The organism is Massilia sp. X63, from assembly GCF_041023745.1.
Lineage (GTDB): Bacteria > Pseudomonadota > Gammaproteobacteria > Burkholderiales > Burkholderiaceae_D > Telluria.
This window is the reverse complement of sequence record NZ_JBFTEF010000002.1, coordinates 145,396-164,693: the sequence shown is the minus strand read 5'-3', so window position 1 is coordinate 164,693 and position 19,298 is coordinate 145,396. Positions and strand designations below refer to the sequence as shown.

Sequence of the window (19,298 nt, the reverse complement as noted above, 5' to 3'; positions counted from 1 at the left end):
TGGTTGCTTGTTGTCGAATGCTTATTCGGGCCGCTGTGCCGCGGTCTTGAGGAAGGCGTTCACCATCGACGCCAGGTCGGGGAATACCTGGGTGCCGGGCGGCAGGCCGCCGGTCTCGCGGGTCTTCTCGCCCTTGCCGGTCAGGACCAGGTAGGGCACGCAGCCCATCTTGAAGCCGGCCTGCAGGTCGCGCAGCGAGTCGCCCACGGTCGGCACGCCCTTCAGGCTCAGCTTGAAGCGCTTGCTGATCTCTTCGAACATGCCGGACTTGGGCTTGCGGCAGTCGCAGTTGTCGCTGGCCGCGTGCGGGCAGAAGAAGATGGCGTCGATGTCGGCGCCGACCAGCTGGGCGCTGGCGTGCAGTTTCTGGTGGATCGCGTTCAGGGTCGTGATGTCGAACAGTTCGCGCGCGATGCCCGACTGGTTCGAGGCGATCACGACCCGGTAACCCGCCTGGTTCAGGCGGGCGATCGCTTCCAGCGAGCCGGGAATGGGGATCCACTCCGCCGGACTCTTGATGAAGTCCGGCGAGTCGTGGTTGATGACCCCATCCCGGTCGAGGATGATCAGTTTCATGGGACTACCTTCAGTGCGTCAGGTCGCCAGCTTCGAGATGTCGGCGACGCGGTTCATCATGCCGTGCAGCTGCGACAGCAGCGCCAGGCGGTTGTTGCGCAGGGCGACATCCTCGGCCATCACCATCACGTCGGTGAAGAAGGCGTCGACTTCGTCCTTCATCAGCGCCAGCGTCTTGAGCGCGCCGGTGAAATCGCTGCGCTCGAAAGCGCCGTTGACCTCGCCCTCGAGCGAGGTCATCTTGGCAGCCAGTGCGTTCTCCGCCGGCTCGACCAGCAGCTCCTGCTTCACCGACGCATCCTGCGGCAGGGCGTTCTCGTTCTTCTTGAGGATGTTGGTGATGCGCTTGTTGGCGGCCGCCAGCGAGCTCGATTCCGGCAGGGCCGCAAAGGCCTGCACCGCTTCCAGGCGCTGGACGACGTCGTCGACGCGGTCCGGGTTCTGGGCCAGCACGGCCTCGACCTCGTTCGGCGAGAAGCCGCGCTCGCGCAGCATGCCGCGCAGGCGGTCGAGCATGAAGTCCTTCACTTCGGCGCTCGGATCCTTGAACGCGGCCTGGCCTTCGAACACCGCCACGGCATCGCCCAGCAGGCTGGAAAGCGACAGCGGCAGGCGCTTCTCGACCAGCATGCGCATCACGCCCAGGGCGTGGCGGCGCAGCGCGAACGGGTCCTTTTCGCCGGTCGGCTGCAGGCCGATGGCCCAGATGCCGACCAGGGTTTCCAGCTTGTCGGCCAGCGCGGCCACCAGGCCGGTATTGGTCGACGGCAGGGCGTCGCCGGCGAAGCGCGGCTGGTAGTGCTCGGAGGCGGCCAGGGCGACTTCCTCGTGCTCGCCGTCGTGGCGCGCGTAATAGGTGCCCATGATGCCCTGCAGTTCCGGGAACTCGCCGACCATGTCGGTCAGCAGGTCGGCCTTGGCCACGCGCGCGCCGCGTTCGGCCAGCGGCACGTCGAAGCCGAGGCGCTTGGCGATGCTGCTCGCCAGGATGGTGACGCGTTCGCTGCGATCAAGCTGGGTGCCCAGCTTGTTGTGGTAGACCACGTTGGCCAGCAGCGGCAGGCGCGACTCCAGCGTCTTCTTCTTGTCCTGCTCGAAGAAGAACTTGGCGTCCGACAGGCGCGGACGCACCACGCGCTCGTTGCCGCCGACGATGGCGGACGGGTCGTCGGTCTCCAGGTTCGAGACGATCAGGAAGCGCGAGCGCAGCTTGCCCGAGGCATCGGTCAGCGCGAAGTATTTCTGGTTGGTCTGCATGGTCAGGATCAGGCATTCCTGCGGCACGGCCAGGAATTCCTCTTCGAAGCGGCATTCGTACACCACCGGCCATTCGACCAGCGCGGCCACCTCGTCGAGCAGCGATTCCGGCATCAGCACCTGGTCGGCGCCTGCCTTTTCCAGCAACTGGCGACGGATGCTTTCCTTGCGCGCTTGCGCGCTGGAGAGCACCTTGCCTTCGCTTTCCAGCACCGCGGCGTAGTGGTCGGCGTGCGGAATGGCGATCGGCTGGCCGTGCGACAGGAAGCGGTGGCCCATGGTGTGGCGGCCGGCCTCGAGGCCCAGCAACGAGAGCGGCAGCACCTGTTCGCCGTGCAGGGCGAGCAGCAAGTGCACCGGGCGCACGAACTGCACGGTGGCGCCGTCGGGGCGCTGGTAGCTCATGACCTTCGGGATCGGCAGCTTGGCGATGCTGTCCTGCAGCACGTCCTGCAGGGCGCCGGCCAGCGCGCTTCCCGCTGCGGTATAGGTGTAGAAGAAGGATTCGGCCTTGCCGTCCTGGGCGCGTTCGAGGTCGCCGATCTCCAGGCCCGGGAAGCCCAGCGCGGCCAGCTTCTTGGCCAGCGGTGCGCTCGGATTGCCGTCCTTGTCCAGCGCAACCGAGACCGGCAGCACCTTCTCGCGGATGGACTTGTCGGGCGAGGTGGCGCGCACATTGGTGATCGTGACCGCCAGGCGGCGCGGGGTGGCGTGGGCGGTGACGACGCTGTCGACATTGTCGGCATTGAGGAAGTCGCGCGCCTTGAGGCCGTTGGCGATGCCGTTGGCGAATGCCGTGCCGAGCTTGACGAGCGCCTTCGGCGGCAGTTCTTCGGTCTGGATTTCGACGAGGAGAGTCTGGTTCATGATGTGTTCTGTTCTTCTTTAAGCAGCAGCCTTGTCGGCACCGGGCAGCATCGGGAAGCCGAGCTTCTCGCGCGAGTCGTAGTAGGCCTGCGCCACCAGGCGCGACAGGGTGCGCACGCGGCCGATGTAGGCGGCGCGTTCGGTCACGGAGATGGCGCCGCGCGCGTCCAGCATGTTGAAGCTGTGCGAGGCCTTCATGATCTGCTCGTAGGCCGGCAGGGTCAGTTGCAGCTCGACCAGGCGCTTGGCTTCGGCTTCGTGGTTGGCGAAGGCCTGGAACAGCAGTTCGGTATTCGCGTGCTCGAAGTTGTAGGTCGACTGCTCGACTTCGTTCTGGTGGAAGACGTCGCCGTAGCTCAGCGTCTTCTTTACCGGAGCGCCGGCCGCACCATTCTCTTCCCACTCGGTCCAGACCAGGTCGTAGACGTTCTCGACGCCCTGCAGGTACATCGCCAGGCGCTCGATGCCGTAGGTGATCTCGCCCAGCACCGGCTTGCAATCGAGGCCGCCGACCTGCTGGAAGTAGGTGAACTGGGTGACTTCCATGCCGTTCAGCCAGACTTCCCAGCCCAGGCCCCAGGCGCCCAGGGTCGGGCTTTCCCAGTCGTCCTCGACGAAGCGCACGTCGTTCTTCTTCAGGTCCAGGCCCAGGGCTTCGAGCGAGCCGAGGTAGAGGTCGAGGATGTTTTCCGGCGCCGGCTTGAGCACCACCTGGTACTGGTAGTAGTGCTGCAGGCGGTTCGGGTTCTCGCCGTAGCGGCCATCCTTCGGGCGGCGCGAAGGCTGCACGTAGGCGGCGCGCCAGGGCTCCGGGCCGATCGCACGCAGGAAGGTACCGGTGTGGAAGGTGCCTGCGCCGACTTCCATGTCGTACGGTTGCAGCAGTGCGCAGCCCTGCTTGTCCCAGTAGGTCTGCAGGGTCAGGATAATTTGTTGGAATGTGAGCATCGGAATGTGAGCGACATGTGGGGTGCCGCGGCGCTATGCGCCGCGGTCACGGTAAATTTGCCAAATGACCAATTCTACTGAATTTTCACGGCCCTCTGGGGCCGATTCAGCTCAGCCGTTCGATTTGGCGGCCTTATTTTTATAGCGGTGGCCGGCCAGCCACGCGCCCAGCAGCATCAGGCCGCCCAGCAGCAGGAAAGCGAGGTTGCCGAAGCGGACGTAGGGAGTCAGGCCTGCGGTCCCGCGCACGGTGGCCGCCAGCACGCCGCGTTCGTAGAAGGGCAGGCGCTGCACGACATTGCCGCGGCCGTCGATGACGGCGGTGGCGCCGTTGTTGGTCGAGCGCAGCATCGGACGGCCGGTCTCGATGGAGCGCATCTGCGAAATCTGCAGGTGCTGCGGAATCGCCACCGATTCGCCATACCAGGCCAGGTTCGACACGTTCAGCAGCAGCGTGGCCGGGCGCGGCGCATTGCGCAGCTGGGCCGCGATCTCTTCGCCGAAGGCGTCCTCGTAGCAGATATTCGGCAGCACCAGCTGGTCCTTCACCGGGAAGGGCGCCTGCAGGGCCGGGCCGCGGGTCTGGTCGCCCAGCGGAATGTGCATCAGGTCGGTGAACCAGCGGAAGCCCGGCGGGATGAATTCGCCGAAGGGCACCAGGTGGTGCTTGTCGTAGCGGTAGGGTGCGGCACCTGGGCCGAAGGCGATGACGCTGTTCGAATACCGGGTCGGGCTGTCCATGGTCGGGATCCCGATCATGAGGTGGCTGCGGGTCTGCGCGGCGAAGGCCTGCAGGGCGCCCAGGTAGTCGGGCGGCAGCTGCTGCGGCGCGACCGGGATCGCGGTCTCCGGCGTGGCGATCAGGTCGGCCGGGGCCGCCGTGATCATGCCCTGGTAGCGCCTGACGATGTCGACCAGGTAGGCGGTATCGAATTTCTGGTCCTGCCTGACGTCGCCCTGCAGCAGGCGCACCGTCACCGGCTGTCCGGTTTCCTCGGTCCAGGCGACCTGCTTCAGGCCGAAGCCGAGCGCCATCACGGCCGCGAACAGGCCCAGGGCCGGCCAGCGCGCGCGCTGGGTCAGCATCACGATGCAGCCGGCGCACAGGGCCGCCAGCACGCCGAGGCCGTACACGCCGACGAGCGGCGCGTAGCCGCCAAGCGGCGAGACGTTGTGGGCATAGCCCGAGGCTGCCCACGGGAAGCCGGTGAAGACCCAGCCGCGCATCCATTCCGACACACCCCACACGGCGGGCAGCACCAGCAGCACGAAGGCGGACACCGGCAGCGCCCACTTGCGACGCAGCCAGCTGGCGACGCCGCCGGCGAAGGCGCCGAACAGGCCCATGTACAGGCCGAGCAGGGCGATCGCGATCGCGCCCAGGATGGCGGGCAGGCCGCCGAAACGGGTGACCGCGATGTACAGCCAGTGCATGCCGGCCACCGACCAGCCGAAGCCGAAGGCCCAGCCGAGCCACACGCCGCGGCGCGCCGAGCTGCCCATGCCGACCTGGTAGAAGAAGTAGGCGAGGGCCAGGAATTGCAGCGGCCACCAGCCGAAGGGCTGGAAGGACAGCAGGCTGGTAGCGCCCGCCAGCGCCATCGCCACCAGCGCCTTCGGTGAAGGCCGGGTGCCACGGAGTAGCGGGTCAGGGGCGGTGCTGCGGTCCGGCGATCCGGGCTGGGAACGGCGGCGCAGCATCAGTCGTGGTCGGTCTCTGCCAGCGGCAGCTTCTCGACCAGCAGCACGTGGATCTGGCGCGCGTCGGCGCGCAGCACCTCGAAGCGCAGGTTCTGCAGGTCGAACACCTCGCCCTTGTGCGGCATGCGCCCGAGGTGGCTGGCGACCAGGCCGCCGATGGTGTCGGCATCGATCTCGGGCAGGTCGGCGCCGATCTCTTCGTTGAACTGTTCGATCTCGGTCAGGGCCTTGACGCGCCAGCGCGGGCCGAGCTGGCCTTCCTTGATCGACAGGACGTTGTCTTCGTCTTCGTCGAAGTCGTACTCGTCCTCGATGTCGCCGACGATCTGCTCGAGCACGTCCTCGATGGTGATCAGGCCGGCCACGCCGCTGTACTCGTCGACGACGATGGCCATGTGGTTGTGGTTGGCGCGGAAGTCGCGCAGCAGCACGTTCAGGCGCTTCGACTCCGGGATGAAGATCGCCGGGCGCAGCATCTTGCGCACGTCGAAGGATTCCTCGGCGTAGTAGCGCAGCAGGTCCTTGGCCAGCAGGATGCCGACCACCTTGTCGCGCTCGCCCTCGATGGCGGGGAAACGCGAGTGCTGGGTCTCGAGCACGATCGGCAGCCACTGCTCGATGGGGTCGGTGATGTCGATCACGTCCATTTGCGAACGCGGCACCATGATGTCGCGCACCGACAGGTCGGACACCTGGAACACGCCCTCGATCATCGAGAGTGCGTCGGCATCGATCAGATTGCGCTCGTGGGCTTCGTGCAGGACTTCGAGGAGTTCTGCGCGGTTTTCAGGCTCGGGGGAGATGAGTGCGGTCAGCCGTTCGAACAGCGACCGGTGGGGTTTGGCGTCCGATCGGACGTCACTGGGATACTCGGGCATAGTTGGCGTGAAGCCGTTGTTACGATGGGTATAGGATACACGAAAAGGGCAGATGCCCCAATTTTGCGTGCCGTTGCTGTAGTGACATACGTCGGGTGGCCGGCTTCGCCGACCACCCTGCACCTCAGTCGGAATACGGATCCGGGTAGCCGAGCACTTCCATGATGTCGCGCTCGAACTGTTCCATTTCCTCGGCTTCCTCGTCGTGTTCGTGGTCGTAGCCCTGGGCATGCAGGACGCCGTGCACCACCAGGTGGGCCGCGTGTTCCTCGACCGTCTTGCCCTGCTCCTCGGCCTCGCGCATCAGGACGTCGGTGCACAGGACGATGTCGGCCTGGGTCGGGTCGTCCTCGCCCAGTTCCTCGCCTTCGTTGTAGGCAAAGGTCAGCACGTTGGTGGCGTAGTCCTTGCCGCGGTACTGGCGGTTCAGCGCCAGGCCTTCCTCGGCATCGACGAAGCGGATCGACAGCTCGGCCGGGCCGAGCAGGGCGGCTTCGACCCAGCGCTGCAGCATCGCTTCGGTCAGCTCCTGTTCGAGGCGGGTGTCGGCGTACTGGACTTCGAGGTCGAGCTTATGTTTTTTTTCTTGCATTTTTCACAGGGGTCGGTTTGGGTAAGGCGGCCAGTTCCTCGATCGAGGAGTTCTTTTCGTAGGCGTCGATGATACGCGCCACCACCGGGTGGCGCACCACGTCTTCGCTGGCGAAATGGGTAAAGGCGATGCCGCGCACGTTCTTCAGCACGTGGATGGCGTCCACCAGGCCGGAGCGCTGGGATTTGTGCAGGTCGACCTGGGTGACGTCGCCGGTGATCACGGCCTTGCTGCCGAAGCCGATGCGGGTCAGGAACATCTTCATCTGCTCGACCGTCGTGTTCTGGGCTTCGTCCAGGATCACGAAGGCATGGTTCAGCGTACGGCCGCGCATGTAGGCCAGCGGGGCGATCTCGATCACCTGCTTCTCGAACAGCTTCTGGGTGCGGTCGAAGCCGAGCAGGTCGTACAGCGCGTCGTACAGGGGGCGCAGGTAAGGGTCGACTTTCTGGCTCAGGTCGCCCGGCAGGAAGCCGAGGCGCTCGCCCGCCTCCACCGCCGGACGGGTCAGGATGATGCGCTTGACCGCGTCGCGCTCCAGCGCATCGACCGCGCAGGCCACGGCAAGATAGGTCTTGCCGGTGCCGGCCGGGCCGACGCCGAAGCTGATGTCGTGCTCGAGCACGGCCTTCAGGTACTGGATCTGGTGCGGGGTACGGCCGCGCAGGTCGCTGCGGCGGGTCTTGAGGGTGGGGCTGACCAGGTCGGACGGCTCCTGGCCGCCGTCGGCCTCGTCTCCCTTGTCCTTGGCGGCGGCCGGCTCCGGCGCTTCGGCTTCGCCCGGCGCGTGCGACTTGGGCTTCAGGCCGGAACGCTGTTCCACCAGGGCCAGCTGCACTTCCTCGATCGGCACGACCTTGTTGGCGACCGCGTAGAAGCGTTCCAGCAATTCGACCGCGCGTTCGGCATTGCTGCCGCTGACGATGAATTTTTCACCGCGCCGGAAGATGGTGACGTCGAGCGCGGCCGAGATCTGGCGCAGGTTCTCGTCCAGCGGACCGCACAGGTGGGCAAGCCGCGTGTTGTCGAGCGGCTCGGGAATGAAGTACGAAGGCTGGGTAGATGTGTTTTTCAACTGGCTTTGGCAATCGTGTCTAGGTTGGCGACGAGTTCGCCGCTGAGGAAGTAGTCGTGGCTGGCCACGATGCGCACGTCGACCAGCTGGCCCACCAGGGACGGGCCGGCGTCGGCACTGAAGTTGACCACGCGGTTGTTTTCGGTACGGCCCTGCATCTGTTCCGGGTTTTTCCTGGAGGGCCCCTCGACCAGCACGCGCTGCACGCTGCCGACCATGGCGGCGCTGTACTTGCGGGTATTGGCGTCGATCAGGGCTTGCAGGCGCTGCAGGCGCGCCAGCTTGACCTCGTGCGGCGTGTCGTCGTCCAGGTTGGCGGCCGGGGTGCCCGGGCGCTTGCTGAAGATGAAGCTGAAGCTGTTGTCGAAACCGACGTCTTGCACCAGTTTCATCATGGCGTCGAAATCGGCATCGGTTTCGCCGGGGAAGCCGACGATGAAGTCGGACGAGAAGGCCATCTCCGGGCGCACCGCGCGGATGCGGCGGATGATCGACTTGTATTCGAGGGCCGTGTAGCCGCGCTTCATGGCGCCGAGCACGCGGTCCGAGCCGTGCTGCACCGGCAGGTAGATGTGGTTCACCAGCTGCGGGATCCTGGCGTAGGCGTCGATCAGGCGCTGGGTAAATTCCTTCGGGTGGCTGGTGACGTAGCGCAGGCGCTCGACGCCGGGAATGTCGGCAATGTATTCGAGCAGCAGGGCAAAGTCGGCCACCTCGCCGTTTGCCATGGCGCCGCGGAACGCATTCACGTTCTGGCCCAGCAGCATGATTTCCTTCACGCCCTGGGCGGCCAGGCCGGCGCATTCGGTCAGCACGTCGTCGAAGGGACGCGAGACTTCCTCGCCGCGGGTATAGGGCACCACGCAGTAGCTGCAATATTTGCTGCAGCCTTCCATGATCGAGACGTAGGCCACCGGACCCTCGACCTTGGCCGGGGGCAGGTGGTCGAACTTCTCGATCTCCGGGAAGGTGATGTCGACCTGGGCCGTGCCGCTGTTGCGCCGTTCGCGGATCAGCTGCGGCAGGCGGTGCAGGGTCTGCGGGCCGAACACCACGTCCACGTGCGGGGCGCGCTTGACGATGGCGTCGCCTTCCTGCGAAGCCACGCAGCCGCCCACGCCGATTACCAGTTCCGGCTTGGCGCGCTTGAGCGCCTTGAAGCGGCCCAGGTCAGAGAACACTTTCTCTTGCGCTTTTTCGCGCACCGAGCAGGTGTTCAGCAGGATGACGTCGGCGTCTTCGGGCGAGTCGGTACGGACCAGGCCATCGGAAGCGCCGAGGACGTCCGCCATCTTGTCCGAATCGTATTCGTTCATCTGGCAGCCGAAGGTCTTGATGAATACTTTTTTCTGCATGGAGTGCTGTGTTGAAAGAGAAGCGAGTGCCTCGGCAAAAGAGGTGTCCAGTTTACCGTAAATCGCCGACAGCCCCCGGAAACGCGGTGTGTGAGACAAATTTTCGTGCTGTCAGGAACGATAAGTTTCTTAACCTAAAGTCGTTGCAATGCTGCTCAGATTGTTAAATGTCGAGTTTGCTTGGAATCGTGTAAATTACTTGAAAAGAGTCATACCGAATACGAGTATTTCTTCTTGTAAATCAATAGCTTTGCTCTAACTTTTAATTAGGAAAATTTATTGCGGAAATCTCTTGCGTGCGCCACAAATAATCCCCATGTGCTGAAATGCCTATGTGACAAGCTTTCCGCACGATAGCTTGATTTCCGACAAGGAGTCACATGCGCCGCTCGGATGTACTGTGGGCGTATGAGCCTGATAATTTGTTTGAAAGACAAGTGCGCATGCGGAGAGGGTATGCGGGGGCATGCAAGCCGGACGCTGTCTTAAGGAGTTCTTCAGGCTCAACCTGTTTAATTTCCCCAAGGTAGTCCGGGAACTTATGTTGACGAAATGTAGTCTTTAACAAAAGTTCGTAAAGGAACTATTTTAACCAACTTACGAGGTAAACATCATGGCACAACAACATCATGCTCTGTCTTCGCAGGAAAGCTACAACCCGAACCACCTGCTCGACATCCTGCTCGGTAAAATGCAGCTGAAGAACGACGCCGCGCTGTCGCGCATGCTCGAAGTTGCGCCGCCAGTCATCAGCAAGATCCGCCACCACCGCCTGCCGGTCGGCGCCTCGCTGCTGATCCGCATGCACGAGGTCACCGGGATGAGCATCCGCGACCTGCGCGACCTGATGGGCGACCGTCGCACCAAATACCGCCTGTCGGATGCCCAAGGCCGCCCGAAGCCAGAAGAGAAGGCAGCCCAGGCAGCCGCCGCAGCGGCAGCCCAGCAGCAACAGCAGCAGCCGCAACAACAGCAAGGTAACGAAGCAAATCCGTCGACCGGCAATTATGCTCACTGATGCCGTGGGCATGACAGCCGCGCCTGTCATGCCTTCGGCGCCAGCGGGCTGCGGCACCGCGCCCTGAGCGCAGTGCCGCGCCGGCCCGGCGGTTTTTCTGCGCAGCGCCGCTCCGGCCGACTTCCTGCGCATCCTTCCCTTCACACTGCCCTGCATATCTTGCGGCGCAGCTTTTTCTGCAGTTTTTCGTTCTCAGGCCATCAGGATGGCCGACATCTCCTCGTACTGCAGCTCGGTCTCGTGGAAGACCTGCAGCCACGCCTCTTCCGTCAAGCCCAGGGCCGTCCAGGCCACCGCCGATACGCGCGGCACCAGTTCGTCCGGATTGCCGGCCAGGTCCAGCGCGTGCACGACCGCGCTGGCCACGTGCACGATGGTCGCCAGGAAACCGGCGCCGGGCGCTTCCGGCGTGTGGTGGAAAGCGATGGCCTGGCGCATGGTGTCGGAAAAATGCCAGTGCTCGGCCAGGGCCACGCCGGCGTCGACATGGTCCATGCCGAGCAGGGCGCGCTCCGCATCGATCAGTTCGCCGTCGTTCTTGTCGCGCAGCGACAGCACGGCCTGGTAACGCTCGGGGAAGCGCGCCACCAGCACCAGCCGCCCGATGTCGTGCAGCAGGCCGGCAGTGAAGGCATAGTCGGCATTGAAACGCACCCGGCGGGCCAGTGCGCGGGCACAGGCGGCGGTCGCAATCGAATGGCGCCAGAAGGCCTTGTCGTTGAAGCCGGGGCAACGGCCGCTCGGGAAACAGCCGGTCAGGGCTGCAGCCGTGATCAGCTTGCGCGTGGCCTGGAAACCGAGGAAGGTCATGGCCTGCTGGATCGTGGTGGCTTTTACCTGCAGGCCGAAGGCCGAGGAATTCGCCAGGCGCAAGGTCTTGGCAGTCAGAGCCGGGTCGTTCGCCACCTTCTTCGCCAGCATGCCGAGGTCGATGTCGTCCTCGTCTATGCTGCCGAGCAATTCCATGACGACGGCCGGCAGCGACGGCAGGTCGTCCACGCCGCCCAGGATGCCTGCGCTGTCGAGCCTGCTGGTATCGGCGGCGCTCATGGGTTCACCTCGGGCCGCAAGCGGTAATCCTCGACATAGCGGCGCAGCAGGCCGGTCGCCCAGTCGGCGTGGTCGTCGCGATCGTTGCGACGGAACAGCCGGTCGAGGCGGGCGTGAATCGCGGCCGGGTTTGCCTGGCCTGGGGACAGCGTGCGCCGGATCGGGACGGCGCCGACGCCATGCCGGGCCAGCGACAGGATGCTTGCCTCGCTCAGGCTGACGCCTTCGGCCAGCAGCACATGGCCCTGCGCGTCGAGCAGCGCATCGGCGAGCACCATGCCTGGATACAGATGCGCCAGCGGCACCAGTTCGTAGCTATCGCTCATGTTCTTCCGCTCATTTCTTCGCATTAATTACGTCGCGATCTTAACACCCGGATTTGCCTACCGGATGGGCTGGCGCAGAACTGTGGCGTCGAAACAGCAGGCGATAAAAATGTTGTACGCTTGCAATTCGCGACCCTGTCGCACCTATTTCTATTGAGAGGATTCCCATGAAACTGTACGTCAGCCCAGGCGCCTGCTCGCTGGCCCCGCATATCGCCCTGATCATCTCCGGCCTGCCGTTCACGGTCGAGCGCGTCAACCTGAGGACCAAGGCCATCGCCGGCGGCGGCGACTTCCGCGAGATCAACGACAAGGGATCGGTGCCGGCCCTGCAACTCGACGACGGCAAGCTGCTGACCGAAGCCGCGGTGCTGCTCCAGTACATCGCCGACCAGGCCCCGGGTGCGAACCTGGCGCCGGCCTACGGGAGCTTCGCGCGCTACCAGGTGATGGAATGGCTGAACTTCATCGCCACCGAAGTGCACAAGCGCTTCACGCCGCTGTTTACGCCGGGCTGCACCGAGGAAGGCCGCGCCGCCGCATGGACGGCACTCGCGCGCTCGCTGGACTACCTTGCCGGCAAGCTGGAAGGCGGCGCATTCCTGACCGGCAGCGAGTTCACCATCGCCGACGCCTACCTGTTCACCGTGCTGAACTGGACCCAGTTCGCCAAGTTCGACCTGAACGACTGGCCCGCCCTGCAGGCCTACCAGGCCCGTGTCGCCGCCATCCCGGCGGTGCAGGAAGCGATGCGCGCCGAAGGCCTGGCCTGAGCATGTGTGCGGCGCACGGATGCGCCACGCCGGATCGGCCTCGGGTAGGATCGCGCCCATGAACAGCCAATGCTACGTCGCCTTCTTGCGGGGAATTAACGTCGGGCGCGCCAAGCGGATCGCCATGGCCGACCTGCGCGCAGTAGTCGAGGGCCTGGGCTTTACCGGCGTGCGCAGCGTGCTCAACAGCGGCAACCTGGTGTTCCGCGCCGCGGACACCACTGCCCAGGACGCCGCTGCGGCAATCGAGGAAGCGCTGGTGCTCAAGCTCGGCGTGGCGGCGCGCGTGTTCGTGCTTGAGCAAGCCGAACTGTCCGCCATCGTCGACGGCAATCCCTTGCTCGAGGTGGCCACCGACCATGCGCGGCTGATCGTCTTCCTGCTGGGCGACGCTGCGCAGCGCGACCGGCTGGCCGCGCTCGACGGCCGCGACTGGGGCTGCGAACGGCTGGTGCTGGGCGAACGCGCGGCCTACGTCTGGTGTCCGGAAGGGATGTTGGATAGCACTGCGGCGACAACTTTGGGAAAACTGCTTGGGGATGGGACCACGTCCCGTAACTGGAACACCCTCATGAAGCTGCACACGCTGTGCGGCGAGGGCTGAGGCGGCATACTACCGCATGCCGCAGCCCGGCCGGCAGCGCCCGGGAAGGGCGGCCGGCCGGGCAGACTACCTGCACTGCTTGACGAACAAGCTGCATCCTTACTTGAACTTCTCGCTGCTGTCGCGCCCGGCCTTGTAGCCGATCAGGATCAGCCCCAGCAGCATCATCGCGAACACTTCCGGTTCTGGCAGTTCGGACATGTTCGCCGGCGGTGTGACGACGTCCTGGCGCTGCGTGACGGACAGGTTGCGTACCGGCGCCTGCACCCGCACTGTTGCCCCGTTGATGGTAGCGAGATCGATAACGGCGGCGTGCGCGGGACTGCCGAGGCAGGTCACCAGTGCTGCCGCCAATGCATATCTTTTCATAGCCGTTCCTCTTGTGTTACCCGAGCCTTGACTTGCATCCGGTCCATGCGGCCCCATGTAAAAAGAGCCGCAGGTCATGGAATCAGCATATCAAAACCCGACGAATAGCTGCGCTCAATTGAATTGCTGAGTTGTACAAAGAAGTCATCAGGATGCTGACAGATGAGCACATGTTGCGCTCAATCAAAGATTCTTCCACTGTCGCGAATTCACCTCGTGCAATCCTGTCATTATTGCAAGTGATTGCTGTGCTTGTAATGTCGCTTTAGCAAAAGTAAGTAATAAATTTAAATGTTCGATAATTTTTGCTGATAGTTTGCTAATCAATTCGATTATTCATTTATCTACTATCGTTGTGATCGCCATTTTTTTCGCCACACGGTATACACCTCGCTTTTTTTTGCAGGTATAGTCTTCTTATCCCATTGCCTTCGGGCATCAAAACAATACCAAACGTACACGTTTGGAGACCAAGCGGCCAGCATGCGCCGCACGCCGATCCCGCGAGACCACGCCGGCACGGCACCACAAGCAGTACCGCTGTCGACCCAAAACTTTGCAAGAGATCAAACGATGCCCAATTTCGCCCAGCTTCAGCTTGCCTTCAAGAACGCGTTCAAGAATATCTACGTGCGCATCGCCATTGCGGCGCTGCTCGGCGTGATCGCGGCTGTGGCAATCTGGAAATCGAATGTACCGCAGGATGCGAATCCGGTCGTGCATTCGCAGAATATTGCCGAGATTACCGAACTGGCCGCGCACAAGGGCCGCCTGGAATACCTCCTGATCGCCAAGCCGCTGTCGGAATCGCCGCGCTACGTCTACAAGTTCAAGGACGCGGACGCCATCCACGTGGTCAAGGTGCCCAGCACTTCGCACCTCTCGCTCGAGCGTGAAGTGCTGCTGAAGAACGCGATCCCGTACTCGATCGCCAAGGACGACTACCTGGCCAGCCACAAGGCCGTGATGGACGAGGGCGAGAGCTTCCTCGAGAAGACCGGCACTTTCCTCAAGAACTATGGCCTGCAGATCGGCCTGGTGCTGCTGGTGCTCTACCTGCTGAAATTCGGCCTGCCGGGCATGAACGCCAGCGCCGCGATCATCACCCCGGACAAGCTCAAGGGCAGCATGGACGACCTGATCGGCATGGAGGACATCAAGCAGGAAGTCCTGCACCTGGAAGACATGATCCGCAACCGCGACGAATACCAGTCGCACAACATCGACAAGCCGTTCAACGTGATGCTGACCGGTCCGGCCGGTACCGGCAAGACCAAGCTGGTCGGCTACCTGGCCAAGCGCCTGGACATGCCGCTGATCTCGGCCTCGGGTTCGGCCCTGGAGTCGGGCTACGTCGGCGGCGGCTCCAAGGCGCTGAACGCGCTGTACAAGAAAGCTTGCGCCAAGGGCAAGTGCATCATCTTCCTGGACGAGGCCCAGACCCTGTTCATGCCGCGCGGCCGCAGCGAAAAGAAATGGGAGGACGATACCGCCAACACCCTGCTGGGCCTGCTGGACGGCGTGAAGAGCGACAAGGGCCAGGGCGTGATCTGGGTGGTCGCCTCGAACTTCGACGACTCGAACACCGAGATGGACGAAGCGATGCTGCGCCGCTTCTCGGTGAAGATCAACTTCCGCCTGCCGAACAAGGGCGAGCGCAAGGAATTGCTGCGCAGCTTCCTGGCGCGCAAGAAGGACGGCCTGGTGGACTGGAACGACACCAACCTGGACCAGGTGGCGGAAATCACCCAGAACCTGAGCCCGGCCTTGCTGGAAACCGTGGTCGAGCGCGCTTCGATGCTGTCGATCCAGGAAAAGACGATCATCAACACCAATTTGCTGTTCCGTGCCTACGAGCGCGCCACCATCGGCCTGACCGACCGCGCCACCACGGCTGAAAAGACCAAGCAGCGCGAGCGCATCGCCCTGCACGAACTGGGCCACTTCTTCATGCAGATCGATCCCTGGCTGCGCGCCGGCATGAGCCTGGCCGAAGTGAAGGAAAAGTCGCACCTGCTGAAGATCAGCACCGAAGCGGTGTCGAAGATCGGCGCGCTGGGCTATGTGCTGCAGTCGGGCGAAGACATGTCGCTGCGCACCCTGGAAGAGCTGGAGCGCGACGTGATCGGCCTGTACGGCGGCGTGGCGGCCGAAGAGCTGTTCTACGGCCCGCGCGGCATCTCGGTGGGCAGCCAGAACGACATCGAGAAGATCACCAAGATGCTCAACCTGATGGTGGGCCGCCTGTCGATGTACTCGCGCTCGAAGCTCGACTACAGCCAGCTGTCGAAGGAAGTGGGCGGCGAGCACACGCTGCGCCTGGTCGAAGAAAAGGCCGACGAGCTGTACAGCTACACCCTGAACGCGATCCGCGACTACAAGCTGGTGATCGAGTCGCTCAAGGACACCCTGATGGAAGAGTACGTGCTGTCGAAGGACGCGGTGTTCGCGCTGCTCGAGGAACGCAGCGAGCTGATCCACTCGCAGCTGCACGGCCGCCACGCCAATCTCAAGCTGTGCGTCGAAGAAGTCGTCGCCGCTTGAAGCGCCTGACAATTCCCCTTTGGCGGCGTTGGATCGTCTTGCCCTGGGGGCTTGTCAGACGCCCTGTGTTTTTCCTTGCTGTTATTCAACCCGCCGTGCGCAAGCCGGCGGGTTTTTTTATGGCAGGCTCTCCTGCTCGCCGACGAACACCTTGCCGCCGGTTTCCTCGCACAGCAGGGCCGCCTCGTGCTCGTCATGGGAGCGCACCACCACCTTGACGGCTGGGTTGAGCATGCGCGCAATTCCGGCCACAGCCCGGCGCCGGCAACACCACGACCTTCTCGCGCGGTCTGGCGCCCCCGCGAAGTGGCAGGCGGGCCGGCGCGCGTGCCGGCCCGAGGGGAAGGGGCTCAGCCGAACGGCAGGTAGCCAATGCCCTGGGAGATGATGCCGGTCAGCTGGGCGACGTTTTCCGCACTTTCGCTGAAACCGGTCAACGCGGTGGCGGCGTCGATCGCCCCGCTGTCGAGCGCCTTTACCCAGAATTCCAGGCCGGCCTCGTCGGGCGCGCGGTGCAGCACGTTGGTGTAGAACTTGGCGACCATGTCGCGGTGCGAAGGCTGCACCCCGTAGACGTCGCGGAACTCCTGCGAATCGATGAAGGCCTTGGCCACCGCCGTCAGGCTGCTTCCCTTTTCCATGTTCGCGATCCAGTAGCCGAGTCCGCCCGCATCCGGCGTACGGTCGAAGGCCGCCTGGTACACGCGGTAGGCCTGCGCCGCGACGCCGGTCACCTCGAGCGACACGGTGCGGTCGGCGAACTGCAGGCGCTCCACGTTGAACAGCAGGTCGCTGCCGGCCTTGCCGGTGGTGTCGACCACGCTCACGCCGGCCGCCGAGATCGCGATGCGGTAGTCGGCCGCGTTGCCCCCGTAGCTGACGATATCGATGCCGCCTGCGCCGTTGATGACGTCGTTGCCGGCCGTGCCGGTCAGCTGCTCGGAGGCGGCGGTGCCGGTCTGGGTGCTGCCGCCGTTGCTGGCCACGCCCGCCATGATGGTGTACAGGCCGCCGTCGGTGTTGTTGTACACGTTGCCGTCGGCGACCTTCAGAAGGTAGTCGCCGGCCGAGGGCAGGTTGGCGCTGAGCAGCTCGCTGCCGCTCAGGTTCTTGCTGAAGACCGTGGCGCCGTTGGCGTCGAGCACGGTTACCGAGATGGCCGATCCGCTGCTGCCGGCGCCGCCCGGATGGGTGACGTTGAGCGAGAGGGTGCCGCTGGCCGCCGCGCTGAAGCTGAAGTAGTCGGTGTCGCTGTCGTTGATGCTGCCGACGATGGCCATGCCCGCTGCGGCCTTGAGCGCGGCCGCGCTGGTGTTGTTGGCGGCGCCGTCGTAGACAGTGTTGGCGGCCGTGGCAATGCTCGGCACCAGCTTGTAGATGCCGCCGTCGCCGCTCTGGTACTCGTTTCCGTCCATGACCTTGACGTAGTAGTCGCCGGCGGCGGCCACCGTGGTCTTCAGCACCGTGTTGCCGCTGGTCGTGTTCTTGATCACGAGGTTGCCGGCGCCGTCGTACAGTTCGATGGCGATCTGCGCGCCTTCCTTGCCCGGCCCGTTCGGGTGGGTGAAGTCGAGCGTCACCACGCCGCCGGCGTCGGCGCGCAGCTTGAAGACGTCGCTGTCCTTGCTGTTCAGGCTGCCGACGATCGGGGTACCGAAGGCGCCGACGATGGCGCTGGCGTTGGCATTGTTGGCGGCGCCGTCGTAGGTGGTGGCAGGAGCCGTGGCAATGCTCGGCACCAGCCTGTAGATACCGCCGTCGCCGCTCTGGTACTCGTTGCCGTCCATGATCTTGACGTAGTAGTCGCCGGCGGCGGCCACCGTGGTCTTCAGCACCGTGTTGCCGCTGGTCGTATTCTGGATCACGAGGTTGCCGGCGCCGTCGACCAGTTCGATGGTGATCTGGGCGCCATCCTTGCCCGGTCCGTTCGGGTGGGTGAAGTCGAGGGTCACGACGCCGCCGGCGTCGGCGTGCAGTTTGAAGACGTCGCTGTCCTTGCTGTTCAGGCTGCCGACGATCGGGGTGCCGAAGGCGCCGACGATGGCGCTGGCGTTGGCGTTGTTGGCGGCGCCGTCGTAGGTGGTGCCGGCCGCCGTGACCAGCTTGGGCGTCAGGGTATAGATGCCGCCGTCGCCGCTCTGGTACTCGTTGCCGTCCATGACCTTGACGTAGTAGTCGCCGGCGCCGGCGATGGTCGTGTTCAGGACGGTGTTGCCGCCGACCGTGGTTCTGATCACCAGGTTGCCGGCCGCGTCATACAGTTCGATCCCGACCTGCGCGCCTCCGGTGCCCGCGCCCGCGGGGTGGACGAAGTCCAGCGTCAGCTCGCCGCCAGCGTCCGCGCGCAGCTTGAACACGTCGACGTCGTTGGCATTGACGCTGCCGACGATGGCGCGGCCCATGACGGTGGCGATGGCCGTGGCATTGGTGTTGTTGGCCGCGCCGTCGTAGGTGGTGCTGGCGGTGCTCGCGATGCTCGGAGTCAGCGTGTACAGGCCGCCGTCGCCGCTCTGGTATTCGTTACCGTCCAGGACGCGGATGAAATAGTCGCCGGCGGCGGCCACCGTGGAGGTCAGTACGGTGTTGCCCGACGTGGTGGTCTTGACCACCACGTTGCCGGCGGCGTCGACCAGCTCGATCGCGATCTGGACGCCTTCCTTGCCCGGGCCGTTCGGATGGACGAAGTCGAGCGTCACTACGCCGCCCGCGGCGGCCTTGATCTTGAAGACGTCGACGTCGCGCGAGTTCAGGCTTCCGACGATCGGTGTATCCAGCGCGGTGGCGATCGCGTTCACCGTATTGTTGTTGATGGCGCCGTCATAGGTGGTGCCGGCCTTGGCCGACAGATTCGCGCTGATCGTGTACGCGCCGGGGCCGCTGCCATTGCTGGTGGGGTCGATCACCTTCAGGTAGTAATCGCCGGCGCCGGCCACCGTCGTGACCATGGCCAGGTTGCCGCCGGCGGTGCGTTCGATCAGCACGTTGCCGAGGCTGTCGACGAGCTGCAGGGTGAACGAGGCGCCTGCGGTGCCCGGACCGTCCGGATGCACGAAGTTGATGCTGACCACGCCGGCCGAGCCGGCGTTCAGTTTGATGGTGTCCGTGGCGTTACTGAGCAGGGTGCCCTGCAGCGGAGTGCCGAAAATGCCATTGGTCGTTGCCATGTCTTGTGTTCCACCAAAGTAAAGTTACAAAAAACGAAGCCGGATTGTAACTAATATTTCCACATTGAAACTGTTTCTTTGGGGTAAAACCATGACCTGGCATGCAGATTACGCGGCACGCATATCTTTCGCGCCGGCTGGCAAACATTCTGGGCGATTGCGCCGGGAAAACCGGTGCGTCGTCGACGCGCCCATGTCGAT

16 protein-coding genes are annotated in these 19,298 nt (G+C 64.2%); 4 read left to right on the top strand and 12 right to left on the bottom strand.

The window, feature by feature from the left end; all coding sequences use genetic code 11:
• Positions 1–21: 21 nt before the first annotated feature.
• The 8 genes from gmhB to miaB all read right to left on the bottom strand — a co-directional run bounded on the left by gmhB (position 22) and on the right by miaB (position 9,249).
• A complete protein-coding gene (gene gmhB, locus AB3347_RS04900) occupies positions 22–576 on the bottom strand; it encodes a D-glycero-beta-D-manno-heptose 1,7-bisphosphate 7-phosphatase (RefSeq protein WP_369090664.1) in 555 nt (184 codons plus the stop codon).
• 18 nt (positions 577–594) lie between these two features.
• Positions 595–2,700, bottom strand: coding sequence for a glycine--tRNA ligase subunit beta (gene glyS, locus AB3347_RS04895; protein ID WP_369090663.1), 2,106 nt, complete (start codon positions 2,698–2,700; stop codon positions 595–597).
• A gap of 18 nt (positions 2,701–2,718) precedes the next feature.
• Positions 2,719–3,648, bottom strand: coding sequence for a glycine--tRNA ligase subunit alpha (glyQ, locus tag AB3347_RS04890; RefSeq protein WP_369090662.1), 930 nt, complete (start codon positions 3,646–3,648; stop codon positions 2,719–2,721).
• A gap of 111 nt (positions 3,649–3,759) precedes the next feature.
• Complete coding sequence (gene lnt, locus AB3347_RS04885; protein ID WP_369090661.1) at positions 3,760–5,349, bottom strand: apolipoprotein N-acyltransferase; 1,590 nt, start codon at positions 5,347–5,349, stop codon at positions 3,760–3,762.
• The gene (locus tag AB3347_RS04880; RefSeq protein WP_369090660.1) at positions 5,349–6,227 is read right to left on the bottom strand and encodes an HlyC/CorC family transporter; all 879 of its coding nucleotides are present in this window, start codon (positions 6,225–6,227) and stop codon (positions 5,349–5,351) included. Before AB3347_RS04880 ends, lnt begins: the two co-directional genes overlap by 1 nt.
• A gap of 124 nt (positions 6,228–6,351) precedes the next feature.
• Positions 6,352–6,819, bottom strand: coding sequence for an rRNA maturation RNase YbeY (ybeY, locus tag AB3347_RS04875; RefSeq protein ID WP_369090659.1), 468 nt, complete (start codon positions 6,817–6,819; stop codon positions 6,352–6,354).
• Positions 6,800–7,894 (bottom strand): PhoH family protein, encoded by a 1,095-nt coding sequence (locus AB3347_RS04870; protein ID WP_369090658.1) that lies wholly within the window; start codon positions 7,892–7,894, stop codon positions 6,800–6,802. The genes ybeY and AB3347_RS04870 overlap by 20 nt, the downstream gene beginning before the upstream one ends.
• Complete coding sequence (miaB, locus tag AB3347_RS04865; protein ID WP_369090657.1) at positions 7,891–9,249, bottom strand: tRNA (N6-isopentenyl adenosine(37)-C2)-methylthiotransferase MiaB; 1,359 nt, start codon at positions 9,247–9,249, stop codon at positions 7,891–7,893. The genes AB3347_RS04870 and miaB overlap by 4 nt, the downstream gene beginning before the upstream one ends.
• A 613-nt stretch (positions 9,250–9,862) precedes the next feature.
• Here miaB and AB3347_RS04860 point away from each other — a divergent pair.
• The gene (locus tag AB3347_RS04860; protein WP_369090656.1) at positions 9,863–10,267 is read left to right on the top strand and encodes a hypothetical protein; all 405 of its coding nucleotides are present in this window, start codon (positions 9,863–9,865) and stop codon (positions 10,265–10,267) included.
• Between the two features lie 192 nt (positions 10,268–10,459).
• Here the strand turns inward: AB3347_RS04860 and AB3347_RS04855 are convergent, their stop codons facing one another.
• Positions 10,460–11,317 (bottom strand): HDOD domain-containing protein, encoded by an 858-nt coding sequence (locus tag AB3347_RS04855; RefSeq protein WP_369090655.1) that lies wholly within the window; start codon positions 11,315–11,317, stop codon positions 10,460–10,462.
• Complete coding sequence (locus AB3347_RS04850; RefSeq protein ID WP_369090654.1) at positions 11,314–11,643, bottom strand: hypothetical protein; 330 nt, start codon at positions 11,641–11,643, stop codon at positions 11,314–11,316. Before AB3347_RS04850 ends, AB3347_RS04855 begins: the two co-directional genes overlap by 4 nt.
• Positions 11,644–11,810: 167 nt before the next feature.
• On the opposite strand from AB3347_RS04850, the gene gstA reads away from it, so the two are divergent.
• Entirely contained in the window at positions 11,811–12,416 is a 606-nt protein-coding gene (gene gstA, locus AB3347_RS04845) for a glutathione transferase GstA (RefSeq protein ID WP_369090653.1), read from the top strand.
• A gap of 58 nt (positions 12,417–12,474) precedes the next feature.
• On the top strand, positions 12,475–13,020 hold the full coding sequence (locus tag AB3347_RS04840; protein ID WP_369090652.1) for a DUF1697 domain-containing protein: 546 nt from the start codon (positions 12,475–12,477) through the stop codon (positions 13,018–13,020).
• A 99-nt stretch (positions 13,021–13,119) separates the two neighbouring features.
• On the opposite strand, the gene AB3347_RS04835 is transcribed toward AB3347_RS04840, so the two are convergent.
• Positions 13,120–13,389, bottom strand: coding sequence for a hypothetical protein (locus AB3347_RS04835; RefSeq protein ID WP_369090651.1), 270 nt, complete (start codon positions 13,387–13,389; stop codon positions 13,120–13,122).
• Positions 13,390–13,962: 573 nt separating this feature from the next.
• Between AB3347_RS04835 and AB3347_RS04830 the strand changes: the two genes are divergently transcribed.
• Positions 13,963–15,933 (top strand): AAA family ATPase, encoded by a 1,971-nt coding sequence (locus AB3347_RS04830; protein ID WP_369090650.1) that lies wholly within the window; start codon positions 13,963–13,965, stop codon positions 15,931–15,933.
• 350 nt (positions 15,934–16,283) lie between these two features.
• Here AB3347_RS04830 and AB3347_RS04825 read toward each other — a convergent pair whose 3' ends face one another.
• A complete protein-coding gene (locus AB3347_RS04825) occupies positions 16,284–19,097 on the bottom strand; it encodes a DUF4214 domain-containing protein (protein ID WP_369090649.1) in 2,814 nt (937 codons plus the stop codon).
• Between the last annotated feature and the right edge of the window lie 201 nt (positions 19,098–19,298).

Coding starts and splice junctions, on each gene's coding strand:
- lnt (WP_369090661.1), bottom strand. CDS start 5,349: ATGCTGCGCCGCCGTTCCCAGCCCGGATCGCCGGACCGCAGCACCGCC.
- ybeY (WP_369090659.1), bottom strand. CDS start 6,819: ATGCAAGAAAAAAAACATAAGCTCGACCTCGAAGTCCAGTACGCCGAC.
- gstA (WP_369090653.1), top strand. CDS start 11,811: ATGAAACTGTACGTCAGCCCAGGCGCCTGCTCGCTGGCCCCGCATATC.
- miaB (WP_369090657.1), bottom strand. CDS start 9,249: ATGCAGAAAAAAGTATTCATCAAGACCTTCGGCTGCCAGATGAACGAA.
- gmhB (WP_369090664.1), bottom strand. CDS start 576: ATGAAACTGATCATCCTCGACCGGGATGGGGTCATCAACCACGACTCG.
- AB3347_RS04830 (WP_369090650.1), top strand. CDS start 13,963: ATGCCCAATTTCGCCCAGCTTCAGCTTGCCTTCAAGAACGCGTTCAAG.
- AB3347_RS04840 (WP_369090652.1), top strand. CDS start 12,475: ATGAACAGCCAATGCTACGTCGCCTTCTTGCGGGGAATTAACGTCGGG.
- AB3347_RS04850 (WP_369090654.1), bottom strand. CDS start 11,643: ATGAGCGATAGCTACGAACTGGTGCCGCTGGCGCATCTGTATCCAGGC.
- AB3347_RS04825 (WP_369090649.1), bottom strand. CDS start 19,097: ATGGCAACGACCAATGGCATTTTCGGCACTCCGCTGCAGGGCACCCTG.
- glyQ (WP_369090662.1), bottom strand. CDS start 3,648: ATGCTCACATTCCAACAAATTATCCTGACCCTGCAGACCTACTGGGAC.
- AB3347_RS04880 (WP_369090660.1), bottom strand. CDS start 6,227: ATGCCCGAGTATCCCAGTGACGTCCGATCGGACGCCAAACCCCACCGG.
- AB3347_RS04860 (WP_369090656.1), top strand. CDS start 9,863: ATGGCACAACAACATCATGCTCTGTCTTCGCAGGAAAGCTACAACCCG.
- glyS (WP_369090663.1), bottom strand. CDS start 2,700: ATGAACCAGACTCTCCTCGTCGAAATCCAGACCGAAGAACTGCCGCCG.
- AB3347_RS04835 (WP_369090651.1), bottom strand. CDS start 13,389: ATGAAAAGATATGCATTGGCGGCAGCACTGGTGACCTGCCTCGGCAGT.
- AB3347_RS04855 (WP_369090655.1), bottom strand. CDS start 11,317: ATGAGCGCCGCCGATACCAGCAGGCTCGACAGCGCAGGCATCCTGGGC.